The organism is Wolbachia endosymbiont (group B) of Scrobipalpa ocellatella (assembly GCF_964188425.1).
Taxonomy (GTDB): Bacteria; Pseudomonadota; Alphaproteobacteria; order Rickettsiales; family Anaplasmataceae; genus Wolbachia.
This window is the reverse complement of the sequence record NZ_OZ077190.1, coordinates 1,112,614-1,129,936: the sequence shown is the minus strand read 5'-3', so window position 1 is coordinate 1,129,936 and position 17,323 is coordinate 1,112,614. Positions and strand designations below refer to the sequence as shown.

The window sequence follows — 17,323 nt, the reverse complement described above, 5'->3', positions numbered from 1 at the left end:
TGATGATATTAAAGATTGCACTATAATGAAAGTTTAAGCTAGCGTTTTTAAGGTGAATAAAGAGCTAATAAGTGAAATACCTTTACTTGAAGATAAGGCAGTTTCTGAGATTGAAAATGCTGCTTCTTTGAAGGATTTAGAAAAAGTTAGGTTGTCATACTTGGGGAGAAAGGGTGTAGTAAAAGCTTATTTCGATGACTTAAAGAATATAGATGATGCAGGAGAGAAACGCGACCTAGGTGCAGTGATTAATGTTTTACGCAATAAGATAGACCAGCTTATAACAAGCAAAGAAAATGAACTGAAAGATAAAGAAGTTAAGTTAAAACTGCAAAATGAAGCAGTTGATATCACACTGCCTGTCAGACCAGAAAGAATTGGCAAGATTCATCCACTCAGTAAAGTTATAAGTGAAGTGAAGCTCATTTTTGCGCATATGGGCTTTAAAGCAGTTGATGGTCCTGATATTGAAGATGAATTTCACGTATTTGATGCATTAAATACTCCAAGTCACCACCCTGCACGAGAGGAGCAAGATACCTTCTATTTAAGGAATAAAATAAATGATAAAAGAATGGTGCTGCGCACTCATACCTCATCTGTGCAGATTAGAACCATGGAAAAGACAAAAACTTTTCCAATTAAAATAGTGGCTGCAGGCAGGGTATACAGAAATGACTTTGATGCAACTCACACTCCTATGTTTCATCAGATAGAAGGACTTTATGTTAATGAAAATGTCAATATGGGCCAATTAAAATTTACTATTCATTGCTTCCTTAGTAAATTTTTCGGAGATAAGGGTCTAAGAATACGCTTTCGTAATAGTTTTTTCCCTTTTACTGAACCTTCTGCGGAAGTGGACATAAGCTATAAAGATAGTAAATGGATTGAAGTACTTGGATGTGGTATGGTGAATCCAAATGTCTTTAAAAATGTTGGAATAGACCATACTAAATACAGTGGCTTTGCATTTGGGATTGGTATAGAAAGGCTAGCAATGCTGAAATATCAAATTAGTGATCTAAGGAGCTTTTACGACAATAGAGTTAGTTGGCTCAACCATTATGGTTTTCATTTTTCGTCTTTAAGATAAGTGACAAATAAATCTTATACATTTGTTGTACTTGCTGCTGGGCATAGTGAACGAATGAATTCAAGCTTGCCTAAGGTTCTGCACAAAATAGGTAATTTCTCCATGCTTGAGCATGTCATTTACAATGCAAAGCAGCTGAATCCTGAAAAAATAGTTATTGTAGTCGATTTGCCTTTAACTCAAAGGCTGAAATGCTTTGAGGGTATAAAACTAATTACACAAGAGTCAACGCTCGGCACGGGAGATGCAGTCAAAATTGCAATGAGGAACCTGAAAGAATTGTCAGATATAGTTGTTGTGCAGTATGGGGATACTCCACTAATAAAAAGCAGCACAATAACTAAAATGATAAGCTGCTTAGGAGAGAGCAATGCTTTAGTTTGTCTTGGGTTTAAAACTAATAATAAAGGATACGGTAGACTAATTATTGAGAACGGTTCCCTAAGAGAAATCGTAGAAGCACAAAATGGTAGAAATAATGATTTTGCTAATGCCGGAATAATGGTTGCACGTGAAAAGAATCTACGTGAATTGGTGGAGAAAATAGAGTGTAATAACCAAGCTCATGAATATTACTTGACCGATATCGTTTCCATTGCAGTAAAGAGTAATTTAAATGTCGGCTATGTTATTGCTGATGAGGAGGAGGCAACTGGCATAAATAATAGGAATGACCTTGCAACGGCCGAGTTTTACTTTCAAGAAGAAAAAAGAAAGTTTTTCACTAACTCTGGAGTAACGCTTGTTGCTCCAGAAACTGTTTTCTTCTCTCTTGATACGCAAATTGGTATGGATTCGATTGTTTACCCATACGTTTTTTTTGGTCCTGGAGTAAAAATAGGATCTGGTGTTAGGGTTGGTCCATTTGCCAAATGTGAAAATACAACAATAGGTGATGGTGCAATCATAGGTAATTTTGTTGAAACAAAAGCAAGTGATATAGGTATAAATACTAAGATAAAGCATTTAAGTTATATAGGAAATACTCAGGTAGGGCAGGGGAGTAACATAGGTGCAGGTACCGTTATTTGTAATTATGATGGGAAAAAGAAACATAGAACAAATATTGGAAGCAATTGTTTTATTGGTGCCAATAGTTCATTAATTGCACCGCTTAATGTGCATGATGACTCTGTCATTGCAGCAGGTAGCGTTATAGTGAAAGATGTGCCAAAGGGAAGTCTTGCAATTGCAAGAGAAAGGCAAGTAACTAAAAAAATAAAATAATTCCAATTTTTTTCTTGATGGTTATGCTTATATATGCATATGCTGAGATCTTAGATAAAAATGAAAAAATTATTTACCTTGTTGGTTTGTTGTTCTCTTTCAGTACCATCTTTTGGAGTTGATTGGATTAAAGATAGAATTTATACTTCTTTGTCATATAGCCGACTTGGTGTTAATTATGACGTTGGTTTTCACTATACAGATAGCGTTAAAATTTCAGTTGGCTATGTAATCAAACCTATTATTAATTCTCTAATCAAACCTACTCTTGATGAAGAATTTGGAGCAGTGGTGGGGCTTATGGCAAAGCTTCATTATCATCATAAATTTGAAAATACGGGTATTACTCCTTATATTACTGCTGGTGTTGGTGCTGTTATAGTGCGTACAATGAAGGCTAAACCTAATGTAGGTAGAGCTGATAGTATAGGTGAAAACATAAGTGCTCTACTTGGAGAGGCTTTCAAAGCTGTAGTCAATGATGAATTTTTTTCTTATCAAATAGGTTCTGGTATTAATCTTCCACTTTCTGAAAGAACAAGTGTTTTTGCTGGCTACAAATTGCAAAGGTTTCATAAAATTTTCCATGGAATTGAGCTAGGAGTGAGTTTTAATTTATAAACTCTGATTGAATATTTTTAGTAAAGGCTAGTGGGAAATTATATTGAAGCGAAAGTAAGTGATGTAGACTCAAATGATGATTGCAGCAGATAGTGAAAGATATGCCAATTTGCAATTGCAAGAGAAAGACAAATAACAAAAAAAATAAAATAATTCCAATTTTTTACTTGCAATTTATACTATTTTTAATATTTATATGCTTGTATATGCATATATTAATCTTTGGAGGATAAAAATGAAAAAGTTACTTACTTTGTTGGCTTGCTGTTCTTTGTCAGCACCGTCTTTTGGAGTTGATTGGGTTAAAGATAGAACCTACACCTCTTCGTCATATGGCATGCTTGGTGTTAATTATGATCTTGGCTATCATTGTACAGATAGCATTAAAATTTCATTTGGTCCTGCAGTTAAACTTGTTATGAGTGAAGGGATTTTAGACGCGGGACTTATGACAAAGCTTCATTATCATTATAAATTTGAAAATACAGATATTACTCCTTATGTTACTTTTGGTATAGGAGGAGTTGCTAAAATTCCTCTTTCAGAAAATCAAGGGCCAGACGTAGAAGAATTTTTTTCTTATCAAATAGGTTCTGGTATTAATCTTCCACTTTCTGAGAGAACAAGTGTTTTTGCTGGCTACAAGCTGCAAAAGTTCCATGAACTTTCGCATGGGGTTGAATTTGGAATGAGTTTTAATTTGTAAGCTCCGATTGAATGTTTTTAGTGAAGTCTGGTTTGAATTTTTGTTGAAAAAAAGCAAGTGATATAGGCTAAAATGATGATTGCAGTAGGTAACAAAATGTGACAAAGAGAAGTTTGGCAATTGCAAGAGAAAGGCAAGTAGCTAAGAAAGTGATTCCGATTTTATTATGTAAGTTATGTGATTTTTAACTTTTCTGTGGGTATATATGCGTATATTCATGGTTAGAGGGTAAAAATGAAAAAATTACTTACTTTAGTAGTCTGCTGTTCTCTGTCAGCACCGTCTTTTGGAGTTGATTGGATTAGAGATAGAATCTATACTTCGTCGTCATATGGCAATCTTGGTATTAATTATGAGCTTGGCTATCATTATACAGATAGCATAAAAATTTCAGCTGGTCCTGTATTGAAATCTGTTTTGTTTGGAGGATCTTTGGCAGAGTTAGGATTCATGGCAAAGCTTCATTATCATCATCAATTTGAAAGTACGGATATTACCCCTTATGTTACTTTTGGTGTAGGAGGTGGAGCTAAAGTATCTCAACCAGCACAGCAAGATCAACAGCCAGACGTAGAAAAGTTTTTTTCCTACCAGATAGGTGCTGGTATTAATCTTCCACTTTCTGAGAGAACGAATGTTTTCGCTGGCTATAAACTTCACAAGTTCAGTAATTTTTCTCATGGGTTTGAACTTGGAATGAGTTTTAATTTATAAGCTCCGATTGAATGTTTTTAGTGAAAGCTTGAGTTTTTATTAACGTCGTAAAGTTTTCATGAGACTAAGAGAATTTGAGAGTAGTCAAGTTTTAAAACTTGACTACTCTCCACGAGGAAAAGCAGATAAAGGTAGAAGTATTTCATGTTTTTATTTATATTGACAGTATGTGTGACATCATTTACGATTAGTGTTAATAACAATAATTGATATTTGTCATGTTTGCAGTAATCGAAACTGGTGGAAAGCAGTATTTAGTAAAAAAAGGCAGCATAATTAAAGTAGAAAGATTACAAGCTGAAGAAAAAGAGGAAGTGGAAATCAATAAAGTGATTTGTGTTTCAAACAATGGCTTATCTTGTTCATCTAATGCTGTTGTTAAAGCTGAAGTACTGGAGCAGTGTAGAGATAAAAAAATTATAATCTTTAAGAAAAAGAGAAGAAAAAATTACCGTAGGAAAAATGGTCATAGGCAGTATATTACTGTTCTTCGTATCAATGAAATTAGTCTTCAAAAGTAAGAGGTAAGATATGGCAACTAAAAAATCAGGTGGTAGTTCCTGTAATGGTAGAGATTCGGCAGGGCGTCGACTCGGGATAAAGAAGAATGGTGAGGTTATTCCAGGTAACATAATTGTACGTCAAAGAGGTACAAAATTTCATCCTGGAAAGAATGTTGGTATGGGTAAAGATCATACGATTTTTGCTAAAACGAAAGGCTGGGTGAGTTTTAGAAAATCAGCAAATAAAAAGACGTTTATTGATGTTGTGCCTACAGATGATATGCAAGCCTTGGCTTGAATAGATACGGGTCTGTAGCTCAGGTGGTTAGAGCGCACGCCTGATAAGCGTGAGGTCGGAGGTTCAACTCTTCCCAGACCCACCATTTAAATTTGCAATAGTTTTGATATCGTGTAACTAAGCGATGGTTTTACATAAGAATTCAGTAACCAGTGAATCAGTAGCAGCCGGTCATCCAGACAAAGTAGCAGACCAGATTTCAGATGCAATACTTGACGAATACCTTTTTAATGACTCTTCCTCTCGTACTGCAATAGAGACTTTAGTTACTAAAGATAATGTTATTATAGCTGGGGAAGTATTTGGGCCGAACATTGAAAATAGCAAGATTGAAAGTATTGTACGGAATACAATAAAAGATATTGGTTATGAGCATGATGGTTTCCACTGGGAAACAGTGAAAGTAAATATATTACTACATGAACAATCAAATGACATTGCAATAGGTGTGGATCAAGGTGCTGGGGATCAGGGCATAATGTATGGCTATGCAACAATAGAGACAGAAAGCCTCATGCCAGCACCCATTTTTTATGCACACTCGATTCTGAGAAATATCATGAGTATGGTCAAAGGGGTAAAGCTTGGTCCGGATGCAAAATCGCAAATCACTTTGGCGTATGAGAATAACCTTCCAGTGCGTGCTGAAAGTATTGTTGTTTCAATACAGCATCTTGAGGATCTGAGTCAATCGAAAGTGAAGGAAATAATTTATCCTTACATAGCTTCATCTTTACCTGAAGGGTGGATGTGCCCTAAAGAAAATCTCTTAGTCAATCCAACAGGTAGATTTGTTATTGGTGGACCAGTTGGTGATTGTGGATTAACCGGACGAAAAATTATGGTTGATACTTATGGAGGCTATATTCCACACGGTGGAGGAGCGTTTTCTGGAAAAGATGCAACAAAAGTTGATAGATCCGCAGCTTATATGGCGAGATACCTTGCTAAAAATATTGTCTTTGCAGGTTTAGCTGAACGTTGTCTTGTGCAGCTTTCTTATGCAATTGGTGTCTCAAAACCTACTTCATTTTACATTGATACATTTGGCACGAATACAATAGATGAAGAGAGGATTAAAGGGTTTATTGAAGGTAACATAGATTTATCAACTAAAGGCATAATAAGACATTTATCACTTAATCGTCCTATATATAAACGTACAGCCTGCTATGGGCATTTTGGTAAAAAGTTAGAAAGTGATGGTGGATTTTCTTGGGAAGGTGTGGACTTATCTACTGATTTTTGTAAAGAATTTAATATAGAAGAAGAAAAGAGAGAATTTCTTTAAACTATTAAACTCTTTTATTTCTAGCTTGATACTGATATAATAACTTATTATAAATTGTAAGTAACTTTTTAGTAACTATACTAGTTTTAATATTTATGAGGCTTACAAGATGTCCAACAAACCAAAAGAAGAATTTTATGATATTGCTATAAAAGAATCATCTGATCTTATTGAAGAAATAAAAGAACATCCTTTCAATGTTGAATTGATAAACAATACGCTAGATTATGAAAAGTTCAAAATTTATCTTCAGCAGGATTTTTTATATTTAGTGGACTGTACTCGTGCTTTATTGATTATTGCAGCTAAAGTTGATGACATTGAAATAATGGGCAGTTTGGTTAATGTAGCAAGGGGAACATTTGCGGTTCGAAAGCAGTATACTGAATATTTTGAGACTTGTGATTTATCCGATAATCATAAAAAATCAAAATCTTGTTCTGCTTTTACTGATTTTTTTATGCGTGCTGCATATCATAATTCTGTTGCTGAAGCTTTAGCAGCGTCTTATCCTTGTTTTAATATATACCAAATTATTATAAATCATATGGTAGGAGAGGTTATGCCTAAAAAAGTTGAAGATCACAGATATCAAGGGTGGATTGATATCTATAATAACACAGTAATGAATGCTACGATTAATCAAGTTACTGACGTTGCAAATAATCTATATGCAAAGGCTGGTGATTGTGAGAGGAAAAAGATGCGTGAGTTTTTTAAGAGAGGTCTAGAGCTAGAAATAATGTTTTGGGATGAGATGTATTCTCTAGCATAATCTGTAGTATTAACACTAAATTATATTCTAGTTTATGTGATGTTTAGTGGTATAATTAAGAGTTATTATGGGTCAAATCTTTTAAAGGATATTATTGAGCATCCTTTCAATGTTGAATTAGCAAATAATACTTTAAACATAGAAAACTTCAAATTTTATATACAACAAGATGCATTCTTTTTAGCTGATTATGTTCGTACTGTTTTAATGACTGCATCAAAAATGGAGAGTTGTAATAACATTGTTCCATTGATTGGGGTGGCTAAAGGAGGAATAGAGATTATGAGAGTGTTATACGACCACTACTTTACTGTATACTCCATAAATCGTGGAGAAAAGTCGCTTGAATGTTTCAATTTTACTAACTTTCTTTTGTCTACTTCGTATAGCGACATTTATGAAGCTGTAACAGTTCTTTACTCTTGCCATTTTATATATAAAATTATTGTTGATAATATGAGAAATAAAATTAAAAAAAATAATAGATATAAGGATTGGTTTGATTTTTTTGGCGGTAGTTTGATGGAATCTGGATGTGTTGCTTTGGAAGATATTGTTGACGAGTATTGTAACAAAGCAAGGGAAAGTGAAAGAACCAGAATGCTTGAATTATTTAAAATAACTGCACAATTTGAGTTAGACTTTTGGAATAGCGCATATAATTTTTCAAAATTTGATCAAGATTTTAAGAAATATTGACAATTTTAAGCTAATTTGTATGCTTGATATGTATTTTTGAAGGTGATATGAAAAGTAAAGAACATGATTTTCATTTAGTGGACCCAAGTCCCTGGCCAATTGCTATATCAGCAGCAATTCTTGTTCTTGCACTTGGATTAGTTGGTACACTCCATAAACAAATTTCTGGAATATTTGGTTTAGTTTTGGGAATCTCTGCGGTATCAGGAGTGCTGTTTTATTGGTGGAGAGATGTAATAAGAGAAGCAATTTATGATAAATGCCATACTGCCATTGTAAAACATGGACTCAAGCTTGCAATGTACTTATTTATCCTCTCGGAAGTTGTGTTTTTTATAGCGTTCTTTTGTTCATTCTTTAAAGCCTGGCTTGATCCGGTTTTTTTATTTGAAGCGTTTTCTCCTACAAAAAAAGTTGAATGGCCCCCTGAAGGGATTTTACCACCGGATCCGTGGTCGTTACCATTTATGAATACACTAATATTATTACTTTCTGGTACAACGATTACTTCAGCACATCATTTTTTACTTGAAAATGATCAAAAGAGCATGATTAAAATGCTGTCTATAACTATATTGCTTGGGATGTTCTTTATAATAGTGCAAGCAATTGAGTATTATGAAGCAAGTTTTTCTCTACAAGAAGCGGGAGAGAAACTTATCTATACATCCAACTTTTACATGATTACTGGTTTTCATTGTGTACATGTTATAATAGGGATAATATTCTTGTCAGTATGTTTATTTAGAGCTCGAAAAAATCAGATTACACCTCAAGATCATTTATGTTTTGAGTTTGCTTCTTGGTATTGGCACTTCGTTGATGTAGTTTGGATATTTTTATTTTTGTTTGTTTATTGGCTCAGCATTTATTAAGTGATTAAGATAATAGGTCTAGATCCAGGAATAAGCAAAACTGGTTGGGCAATTATCAATCTGGAAGAAAAAAATAGTATTGAATTTTTGGGTGGTGGTGCCATATCAACTGATAGTAAGTTGGGTACAGGTGAGCGTTTACATATAATTTTTGAAGAATTAAAGAAAGTAATTTCTCTATACTCTCCAAATGAAGCTGCAGTAGAGAAAATTTTTGTTAATAAGAACCCAAAATCTTCGCTAACTTTAGGATATGCAAGAGCGATTGCAATTTTAATATTACGAATGACGGATTTACCCATGAATGAATATGATGCAAACTATATAAAAAAGAGCATTACTGGAAATGGTCATGCTGATAAGGATCAGATTATATTTATGGTGAAGCAAATAGTTAAAAACTTAAATATAAAATGTCATCATACTGCTGATGCTCTTGCTACAGCAATTTGTCATGCTTATACGAGAAGTTCTTGTTTTATTGAATAGTTTTACATGAATTCAGTTGAAAAAACTATTTGATGGTATTTATCTTATCTAACGTTCGTTGCAGAATAATACATGCAGCAATTTTATCATCTATTTTTTTTGATTTTGTGATTGATATTCCAGTAATTTTTAGTGCGTGAGTTGCAAGAGATGTTGATAGACTTTCGTCTTGTAGGTATATGTGTACTTTACATTTTTTTATTATTTTATTTGCAAACTGGATTATTGCTTTACACCATTCAGTCTCTTGGTCATCTATTTTGAATGGTAGTCCTATTACCATTGATCCAGCTTCATTTTCTTTAAGCACTCTATTTAGATAACCTAAATCTTTGCTCATATTTCTTCTATAATATATACTATGAGCTGTAGCTATAAGCTGTGTTTTATCACTAAATGCTATGCCTATTTGTTTTTCTCCCATATCAAGGCACATTATACGTTTATCTCTTGGAATAGACTTTAGAAATTCATCTGGATTTATATGTAGCATCTATGAAAACATAACTTTTGTACAATTGTATTTTTGTGACAGTAAGTTATGTACAGTCTACTGGCATGATAGACATTCATCATAATTAATATCTGTTTTTTGTTGCAATATTTCACTTTTTTTGAATATGTCATGTGAGACCTTGTCAGCTCTCTGCATTGATTGTGATCTGCAATAATACAAGCTTTTTAATCCTTTTTTCCAAGCAAGCATATGTATTTTGTGTAAGTAACGTTTATGCACATTGGCAGGTAAGAACAGATTTACTGATTGAGATTGACAAATATAAGGAGTTCTATCACTTGCATGTTCTATGATCCATTGTTGATCAAGTTCGTATGCTGTTTTAAATGTCAGTTTTTCATGCTTGCTAAGAAAATCTAAATGCTGAACAGAACCCTCATTTGTTGAAATTGAGGACCATATTTCATCATTGTCTTGATTTTTTTCTGCTAGTAGTTTTTGCAAGAATTTATTTCGTACTACAAATGAACCTGTAAGTGTCTTCTGTATAAATACGTTTGCTGCATATGGCTCTATTCCAGGGGAAGTGTTGCCTGCGATAATCGAAATTGAGGCAGTTGGAGCAATAGCGAGCTTATGTGTAAACCTTTCCATTAGATCGATTTCTTTAGCATCAAGACATGGACCTTTTTCTTCTGCTAATTTTTTAGAAACTACATCTGCTTGCTCGCGCAAATGCTTAAATACTTTTTTATTCCATTGTTGGGCTGTTACTGATTCAAAAGGAACCATTTTACTTTGTAAAAATGAATGAAAACCCATCACGCCAAGACCGATACTACGCTCTCTTATTGCGGAATATTTTGCTCGCTGTATTTCATTTGGTGCTTGGTTTATGAAATCCTCTAATACATTATCAAGAAAACGCATTATATCTTCTATGAAAAGCTCATTATCTTTCCATTCTTCGTAGTATTCAAGATTTACGGATGATAAACAACATACAGCAGTGCGTGACTTTTTCAGGTGATCGTAACCTGTAGTTAAAGTTATTTCACTGCATAGGTTTGACATTTTGATGTCTAAGTTGAGTTTTTTGTAAGATTCTGGCTTATTGTTATTTGTTGCATCAAGGAAAATAATGTAAGGTTCTCCAGTTTCAACTCTTGCTGTTAATATTTTAATCCATATATCCCGTGCTTTTACTGTTGAAATAACTTTATTGTTATGAGGGCTTATTAAATCCCATTCTTGATCATCTTCAACAGCTTGCATAAACTTATCTGTTACTATTACAGCATGATGTATATTTAATGCTTTGCGATTTGGGTCACCACCAGTTGGCTTACGTAAATCTAGAAACTCTTCTATTTCTGGATGCCATACAGGAAGATAAACTGCTGAGCTTCCTCTTCTTAAGGATCCTTGGCTGATTGCAAGCGTCAGAGCATTTTGTACTACGATAAATGGCACAATTCCTGATGTTTTACCGCTACCTTTGACACTTTCACCAATTGAACGTAAATTTCCCCAATAACTACCTATTCCACCACCACGTGCAGCGAGCCAAACATTTTCATTCCATAAATCAACTATTCCCTGCAAGCTATCTTCAGTTTCGTTAAGAAAGCAGGAAATAGGCAATCCTCTCTTGGTACCACCATTACTAAGTATTGGAGTTGAAGGCATGAACCATAAATTGCTCATGTAATCATAAAGACGCTGTGCATGCTCTTTATTATCAGAGTAGTAATTGGCAATACGTATAAAGAGATCTTGATAACTTTCATTTTCTATTAAATACCTGTCCAATAGAACTGCTTTTCCAAAATCAGTTAATTTACTATCCTTTGCGTAGTTAATAGCAATGTAATTCATAAGACTCCCTTTATGATAATATAGACATTTATTTGAGCGATTTCTCGATTAAGTTGTTAAATTTTTTTGTGGATACTGTAATGCAAACAAGATACCATCAACTTGGCTGCCATATATTTTACAGTAACTCATTTGACTTATTTGCATATTTGTTTCTTTTGCAACATGCTGAATATAATCTTCTGAGTGACGAAAATAATCTCCTTTGTTTACAAAGTCAATACCTTTACCTTCCTTTCTTCTTACTAAACATACAATAACCCCTTTTTTGTTTGTCAATCCTTTTGCTAGTTCCAATTCTGCTAGAAAATCATGTAGATAGTGTAGCACTTCAGCAAAGATAATTACATCATACTGCTGGTTCTTCTCTTGTTTAAGAAACTCTTTCATTTCTGTATGTATTAACTCATCGTAAACAGGTTTACCTTTTATAAGGCATCCTCTTGCAATATTGAGCATTCTATTTGAGATGTCAACTCCTGTTATGCGACTTCTAATATTACTTATTTTTAGGAAGTGACCACATATTCCAGTACCGCAACCAAGGTCGAGTATATTCAGTTTAGAAGTGGAGTTGTTAAAGACTTTTGTAATTATCATGTGTACTAGTTCATGCCCTCTGTATTGTTTGGCAATTAGCCAATGCTCAACAAAATATTCACCTGTGTAATCAAAATATTGCTTTATGAGATTTTCAGGCAATTCCACAATATCTGATGTGTTTGTTATTTTCTTTATATAGTAAGAAGCTTCTTTATGACTACTATCTAATTTTAGGGTTTTTGTTAAATAATTATAAGCTTTGTTAGTATTGCCTACTGCAAAATGACATCTTCCGATATTATACCAGACTAGAGGTAAATTAGGGTAGAATATGCTAATTAACCAAAATCTTAACTTTGCATCTGATATATTACCTTTATAGAAGTGATATAACCCGATTTCAGTGTTGGTATTTAACAGGTTTTTAGATTTTTCAAGAAACACTACAATTTCTTTATGGAGAGTACTGTATTTATCCATAATGAAATTTTTTACTTTTTTACTATTTAATAAGCCAGTGAGCTTGGATATACAATTTAAAGCAAAGTTTTTTATAAAAGATAGATTACTTTTCATACATTAGAAATACTCCAAATGTTCATTTTCATTTTTAGGTAACTAATTTTAACACATTTTATCTTACAAAATATCTTTTTCATTAATTTTTCTGTACATATCAATTTGTCAAATATTTCTTAGATTATAATGTTTAAGATTGCTGGTATATTGTTGTTGATAATAATAGGTAAATGTTTTGTGTAAAAAGGCGTTGACATATGATTTATCAGATTGTAACATATAAAAGATTAGTTTTTAGATGTTTGAAAAGTTTTATGGTAGAGATTATTTAATCTCAATTCAATTGTAAGTTAATATTTAACTCTGCATATTCTACATATAGTCAGATAAATAAATTATTAAGAGCACTTGATGGATGCCTTGGCGTTAAGAGGCGATGAAGGACGTGGCAGGCTGCGATAAGCTGCGGGAAATTGTCAACAAATTTTGATCCGCAGATTTCCGAATGGGGAAACCCAACTAGCTTAGCTAGTTATTATATACTAAGTATATAAAGCAAACTTGGTGAACTGAAATATCTAAGTAGCCAAAGGAAAAGAAATCAACCGAGATTCTGTTAGTAGTGACGAGCGAAAGCGGAAAAGGCTAGTGATTTAAAAATAAGAATTAGAATACTCTGGAAATGGTAACCATAGAAGGTGATAGTCCTGTACAAATAGAAAGTTTTTAAATCCTTGAGTAGAGCGGGGCACGTGAAATCCTGTTTGAATATGGGGGGACCATCCTCCAAGCCTAAATACTCCTTAACGACCGATAGTGAACAAGTACCGTGAGGGAAAGGTGAAAAGAACCCCGGGAGGGGAGTGAAATAGAATCTGAAATCAAGTGCTTACAAACAGTTGGAGCTCTATATCAATTTATTGATATTTAGAGTGACAGCGTACCTTTTGCATAATGGGTCAGCGAGTTAATCTATGAAGCAAGCTTAAGCCGATAGGTGTAGGCGTAGCGAAAGCAAGTCTGAATAGGGCGTTTAGTTTTATGGATTAGACCCGAAACCAAGTGATCTAGTCATGACCAGATTGAAGGTATGGTAAAACATACTGAAGGATCGAACCAGTTAATGTTGCAACATTATTGGATGAGTTGTGATTAGGGGTGAAAGGCCAATCAAACTTGGAAATAGCTGGTTCTCCGCGAAATCTATTTAGGTAGAGCGTTGTATTTATGTTGTTGGGGGTAGAGCACTGGATAGACTAGGGGGATTCATCATCTTACCAAATCTAACCAAACTCCGAATACCAATAATTAATTATACAGCAGACACACTATGGGTGCTAAGTCCGTGGTGGAAAGGGAAACAGCCCAGATCACTATCTAAGGTCCCAAAATTACAGCTAAGTGGGAAAGGAAGTAGAAAAACCATTACAGCTAGGAGGTTGGCTTGGAAGCAGCCATCCTTTAAAGAAAGCGTAACAGCTCACTTGTCTAAATAAGTTTTTCTGCGCCGAAAATGTACCGGGGCTAAAGCTGTATACCGAAGATGTGGGTGCTTATTAATTTCGATTAATAGGCGCGGTAGCGGAGCGTTCCGTAAGTCTGTGAAGGTGGTTTGTAAAAACTGCTGGAGATATCGGAAGTGAGAATGCTGACATAAGTAGCGTAAAAGAGTGTGAAAAACACTCTCACCAAAAATCTAAGGGTTCCTACGTTAAGTTAATCTGCGTAGGGTTAGTCGGTTCCTAAGGCGAGTCCGTAAAGGAGTAGTCGATGGCAATTAGGTTAATATTCCTAAACCTCTTAAGTGTGACGGGTTTTGTATTTGTATAGGTCTTATTGGATTGATCTATGCTTAAAAGAAGCTCCAGGAAATAGCACTTATATTTATGAGGCCGTACCGTAAACCGACACTGGTGGATGAGTAGAGTATACTAAGGTGTTGAAAGAATGATGTTGAAGGAACTCGGCAAATTATACCTGTAACTTCGGAAGAAGGGTAACCTGCTTTTAGGCAACTACAAGTAGGTGGCACAAAATAGGGAGTAGCGACTGTTTACTAAAAACACAGGACTCTGCAAACACGTAAGTGGAAGTATAGGGTCTGACGCCTGCCCGGTGCTGGAAGGTTAATAGGAGGGGTGCAAGCTCTGAATTGAAGCCCCAGTAAACGGCGGCCGTAACACTGACGGTCCTAAGGTAGCGAAATTCCTTGTCGGGTAAGTTCCGACCCGCACGAATGGCGTAACGATTTCTCCACTGTCTCCAACATCACTTCAGCGAAATTGAATTCCCCGTGCAGATGCGGGGTACCCGCGGTTAGACGAAGAGACCCCGTGCACCTTTACTATAGCTTTACATTGCTATTAAAAGTGTGATGTGCAGGATAGGTGGGAGACTTTGAAGTTATGGCGCTAGCTATAATGGAGTTAACCTTGAGATACCACCCTTTACACTTTTGATATCTAACTATGTTTCATTATCTGGAACTAGGACATTGTATGGTGGGTAGTTTGACTGGGGCGGTCGCCTCCTAAAAAGTAACGGAGGCGTGCGAAGGTAAGCTAGAGCTGGTCGGAAATCAGCTTGATAGTACAATGGCATAAGCTTGCCTGACTGCGAGGCTGACAAGCCAAGCAGAGACGAAAGTCGGTCATAGTGATCCGGTAATTCTGTATGGAAGGGTTATCGCTCAACGGATAAAAGGTACGCCGGGGATAACAGGCTGATGGTGTTCGAGAGTTCATATCGACGACACCGTTTGGCACCTCGATGTCGACTCATCACATCCTGGGGCTGGAGAAGGTCCCAAGGGTTCGGCTGTTCGCCGATTAAAGTGTTACGTGAGTTGGGTTTAGAACGTCGTGAGACAGTTCGGTTTCTATCTGCCGTGGGTGAAGGAAATTTGAGAAGATCTGACTCTAGTACGAGAGGACCGAGATGTATATACCTCTGGTGTACCAGCTGTTATGCCAATAGCATCGCTGGGTAGCTATGTATAGATGGGATAATTGCTGAAAGCATATAAGCAAGAAACCCTCTTCAAAAAAATTTCCCAATTAAGGCCGTGGGAGACTACCACGTTGATAGGCTAGGTGTAGAAGCATGGTAACATGTGAAGCTAACTGGTACTAATAGCCTGATTGATTTATTTGCTTTCTATATGTGCATATGCAGTGTTAAATATTAAATTAAAATTTATTAAGTCAGAAATTTTTGTTGACTTGGTGGCTATAGCAAAAATGAACCACCCGATCTCATTTCGAACTCGGAAGTGAAACTTTTTAGCGCCGATGATACTTAAAAAGGGAAAGTAGGTCGTTGCCAAGTTTATAAAAATTTCTTCTTATTTATATCTTTTCAGTAGAGCGATGAAACAAGGTAAACATAGAGTAGCTGTGAGGTAATATAACTGATCTTTTAGAACTCTGCGAAAACTTTAAGATAAAAGTAGAAAATTTAAAAGTAGAATTTGTCACTTATTTCCAAATTAGGAGGAGAGATAGCAACATTTAACAAATCATCAAACAATTGATCTTCCGAAAATCAAACTTTATATAATTGAATATTAATTAAGTTGTTGGAGATGAGGAGAAAGAAGAAGTAGCAAACTACCAAAAAGCAGATACATTTGGTCCAATAGTTAGGTGATAATTGTAGCACTCAGTGGATCTTATAAAAATTCAAAACGTGAAAATTATAAGTGATGTTTTTAATGTGAATTGAAAGCGTATCAAATAGTGAATATAGAATTCCCTCAAATGCAAAAAGGTGTATGAGCAAATCGAATAAGAAAAGTGAGGTTTTGCGCATCAACGTGTTATAATAAAGGTAAACTTGGTTAGTGCTGAAGCAATACTGCAAGTTTTAAAGGGAAAGAAGATTTAAAAGACAGTGTATGTTGCAATCGTAATAGTCGCTGAAAGGTACTTTGAAACATAGCTGGACTATTGAAGTTAAAATTCTGGGCTGTTACTTAAAAAACGCATCCACTGAATTATTTATGCTAAAAAAAGCTTTATTAAAAAATGAAACAGAAGTGTAAGAAAGTTGCAAAACGTATAAGGTATTACTTGAAGCTACCTATCTGAAGCAACTGGAGCTTCTCAAGTTGCGAAAAATATTTTAAAATCTGAAAGAATGATGTGAAATTTTTTAAGTAAACCAGAAAGTATTCCACTATCACGCTGAACAGCAAATTAGGCATTATATCGTTTACTGTAAAAGCTCATATTTTACGTAATCAGAGCTAGGAACTTGAAAGGATAATTTCATTATACTTAACATGGAAACAAAGAGAACTATACAATCCCCTACCTATCGTTTCTTCAACCACTTCCCTGAACGGGTACTTTTATCAAACTATTCTCTTATTGTAATGAGTTGCTTCTATATTAAAATTTAGCAATTTCCCTCTAGGATTATCTTTATTTTGTTCTAAATATTGGCTTTGTTCAAATGCCATTCCCCATTGTGTACGATAGCTAGACTTTCTATATTCATAAAAACTCTCTTCAGCATTATTTGTATCGAGCTTTTTATCTTGTTTTTTTATACTTTCTACCTCAAGCACCCACATCTATTAATTTATTTTAAAAACCTCACTTATCTTATCATAAAAAATATAGCTGTAAA

General features: G+C 34.7%; 16 protein-coding genes, 1 tRNA gene, 2 rRNA genes and 1 pseudogene. 16 read left to right on the top strand and 4 right to left on the bottom strand.

Going from position 1 to position 17,323, the window contains the following annotated elements:
* Nucleotides 1–52: 52 nt before the first annotated feature.
* The 13 genes from pheS (at nt 53) to ruvC (ending at nt 9,294) form a co-directional block, all read left to right on the top strand.
* Nucleotides 53–1,096 carry a phenylalanine--tRNA ligase subunit alpha gene (gene pheS, locus AB3210_RS05350; RefSeq protein WP_052264906.1) on the top strand — a complete coding sequence of 348 codons (1,044 nt, stop codon included), beginning with the start codon at nt 53–55 and terminating at the stop codon, nt 1,094–1,096.
* Nucleotides 1,097–2,323, top strand: coding sequence for an NTP transferase domain-containing protein (locus AB3210_RS05345; protein WP_052264905.1), 1,227 nt, complete (start codon nt 1,097–1,099; stop codon nt 2,321–2,323).
* A gap of 60 nt (nt 2,324–2,383) precedes the next feature.
* The gene (locus tag AB3210_RS05340; protein ID WP_007302507.1) at nt 2,384–2,944 is read left to right on the top strand and encodes a P44/Msp2 family outer membrane protein; all 561 of its coding nucleotides are present in this window, start codon (nt 2,384–2,386) and stop codon (nt 2,942–2,944) included.
* 235 nt (nt 2,945–3,179) lie between these two features.
* Nucleotides 3,180–3,650: a P44/Msp2 family outer membrane protein gene (locus tag AB3210_RS05335; protein WP_052264904.1), complete on the top strand. Its 471-nt coding sequence runs from the start codon at nt 3,180–3,182 to the stop codon at nt 3,648–3,650.
* Nucleotides 3,651–3,884: 234 nt separating this feature from the next.
* Nucleotides 3,885–4,364 (top strand): outer membrane protein, encoded by a 480-nt coding sequence (locus tag AB3210_RS05330; protein ID WP_019236910.1) that lies wholly within the window; start codon nt 3,885–3,887, stop codon nt 4,362–4,364.
* 218 nt (nt 4,365–4,582) lie between these two features.
* Nucleotides 4,583–4,885 carry a 50S ribosomal protein L21 gene (rplU, locus tag AB3210_RS05325; RefSeq protein ID WP_007302510.1) on the top strand — a complete coding sequence of 101 codons (303 nt, stop codon included), beginning with the start codon at nt 4,583–4,585 and terminating at the stop codon, nt 4,883–4,885.
* 10 nt (nt 4,886–4,895) lie between these two features.
* Nucleotides 4,896–5,165 (top strand): 50S ribosomal protein L27, encoded by a 270-nt coding sequence (rpmA, locus tag AB3210_RS05320; RefSeq protein WP_006012184.1) that lies wholly within the window; start codon nt 4,896–4,898, stop codon nt 5,163–5,165.
* A gap of 8 nt (nt 5,166–5,173) precedes the next feature.
* Nucleotides 5,174–5,250 (top strand) — tRNA-Ile (locus AB3210_RS05315).
* A gap of 39 nt (nt 5,251–5,289) precedes the next feature.
* The gene (metK, locus tag AB3210_RS05310; protein WP_019236911.1) at nt 5,290–6,456 is read left to right on the top strand and encodes a methionine adenosyltransferase; all 1,167 of its coding nucleotides are present in this window, start codon (nt 5,290–5,292) and stop codon (nt 6,454–6,456) included.
* Between the two features lie 109 nt (nt 6,457–6,565).
* Nucleotides 6,566–7,231 (top strand): TenA family protein, encoded by a 666-nt coding sequence (locus tag AB3210_RS05305; protein ID WP_007302512.1) that lies wholly within the window; start codon nt 6,566–6,568, stop codon nt 7,229–7,231.
* A gap of 39 nt (nt 7,232–7,270) precedes the next feature.
* Nucleotides 7,271–7,930 (top strand): TenA family protein, encoded by a 660-nt coding sequence (locus AB3210_RS05300; protein ID WP_007302513.1) that lies wholly within the window; start codon nt 7,271–7,273, stop codon nt 7,928–7,930.
* Between the two features lie 47 nt (nt 7,931–7,977).
* Nucleotides 7,978–8,805 carry a cytochrome c oxidase subunit 3 gene (locus AB3210_RS05295; RefSeq protein WP_019236912.1) on the top strand — a complete coding sequence of 276 codons (828 nt, stop codon included), beginning with the start codon at nt 7,978–7,980 and terminating at the stop codon, nt 8,803–8,805.
* Nucleotides 8,806–9,294 carry a crossover junction endodeoxyribonuclease RuvC gene (gene ruvC, locus AB3210_RS05290; protein ID WP_019236913.1) on the top strand — a complete coding sequence of 163 codons (489 nt, stop codon included), beginning with the start codon at nt 8,806–8,808 and terminating at the stop codon, nt 9,292–9,294. It abuts the gene before it with no gap.
* Between the two features lie 25 nt (nt 9,295–9,319).
* Here ruvC and ruvX read toward each other — a convergent pair whose 3' ends face one another.
* From ruvX to AB3210_RS05275, 3 genes are read right to left on the bottom strand one after another with little or no spacing between them, the layout of a single operon-like run.
* Entirely contained in the window at nt 9,320–9,787 is a 468-nt protein-coding gene (ruvX, locus tag AB3210_RS05285) for a Holliday junction resolvase RuvX (RefSeq protein WP_019236914.1), read from the bottom strand.
* A 57-nt stretch (nt 9,788–9,844) separates the two neighbouring features.
* A complete protein-coding gene (locus tag AB3210_RS05280; RefSeq protein WP_007302519.1) occupies nt 9,845–11,629 on the bottom strand; it encodes a ribonucleoside-diphosphate reductase subunit alpha in 1,785 nt (594 codons plus the stop codon).
* 48 nt (nt 11,630–11,677) lie between these two features.
* Entirely contained in the window at nt 11,678–12,748 is a 1,071-nt protein-coding gene (locus AB3210_RS05275) for a methyltransferase domain-containing protein (protein ID WP_007302520.1), read from the bottom strand.
* Nucleotides 12,749–13,079: 331 nt separating this feature from the next.
* Between AB3210_RS05275 and AB3210_RS05270 the strand changes: the two genes are divergently transcribed.
* The 3 genes and pseudogenes from AB3210_RS05270 to AB3210_RS05260 all read left to right on the top strand — a co-directional run.
* Nucleotides 13,080–15,844: ribosomal RNA gene (locus AB3210_RS05270) — 23S ribosomal RNA — on the top strand.
* Between the two features lie 67 nt (nt 15,845–15,911).
* Nucleotides 15,912–16,018 (top strand): 5S ribosomal RNA (gene rrf, locus AB3210_RS05265).
* 191 nt (nt 16,019–16,209) lie between these two features.
* A pseudogene (locus AB3210_RS05260) lies at nt 16,210–17,067 on the top strand (IS66 family transposase); the annotation flags it as partial.
* Here AB3210_RS05260 and AB3210_RS05255 read toward each other — a convergent pair.
* Nucleotides 17,046–17,267 carry a hypothetical protein gene (locus tag AB3210_RS05255; RefSeq protein WP_007302521.1) on the bottom strand — a complete coding sequence of 74 codons (222 nt, stop codon included), beginning with the start codon at nt 17,265–17,267 and terminating at the stop codon, nt 17,046–17,048. The pseudogene AB3210_RS05260 and the gene AB3210_RS05255 overlap by 22 nt on opposite strands.
* Nucleotides 17,268–17,323 lie beyond the last annotated feature (56 nt).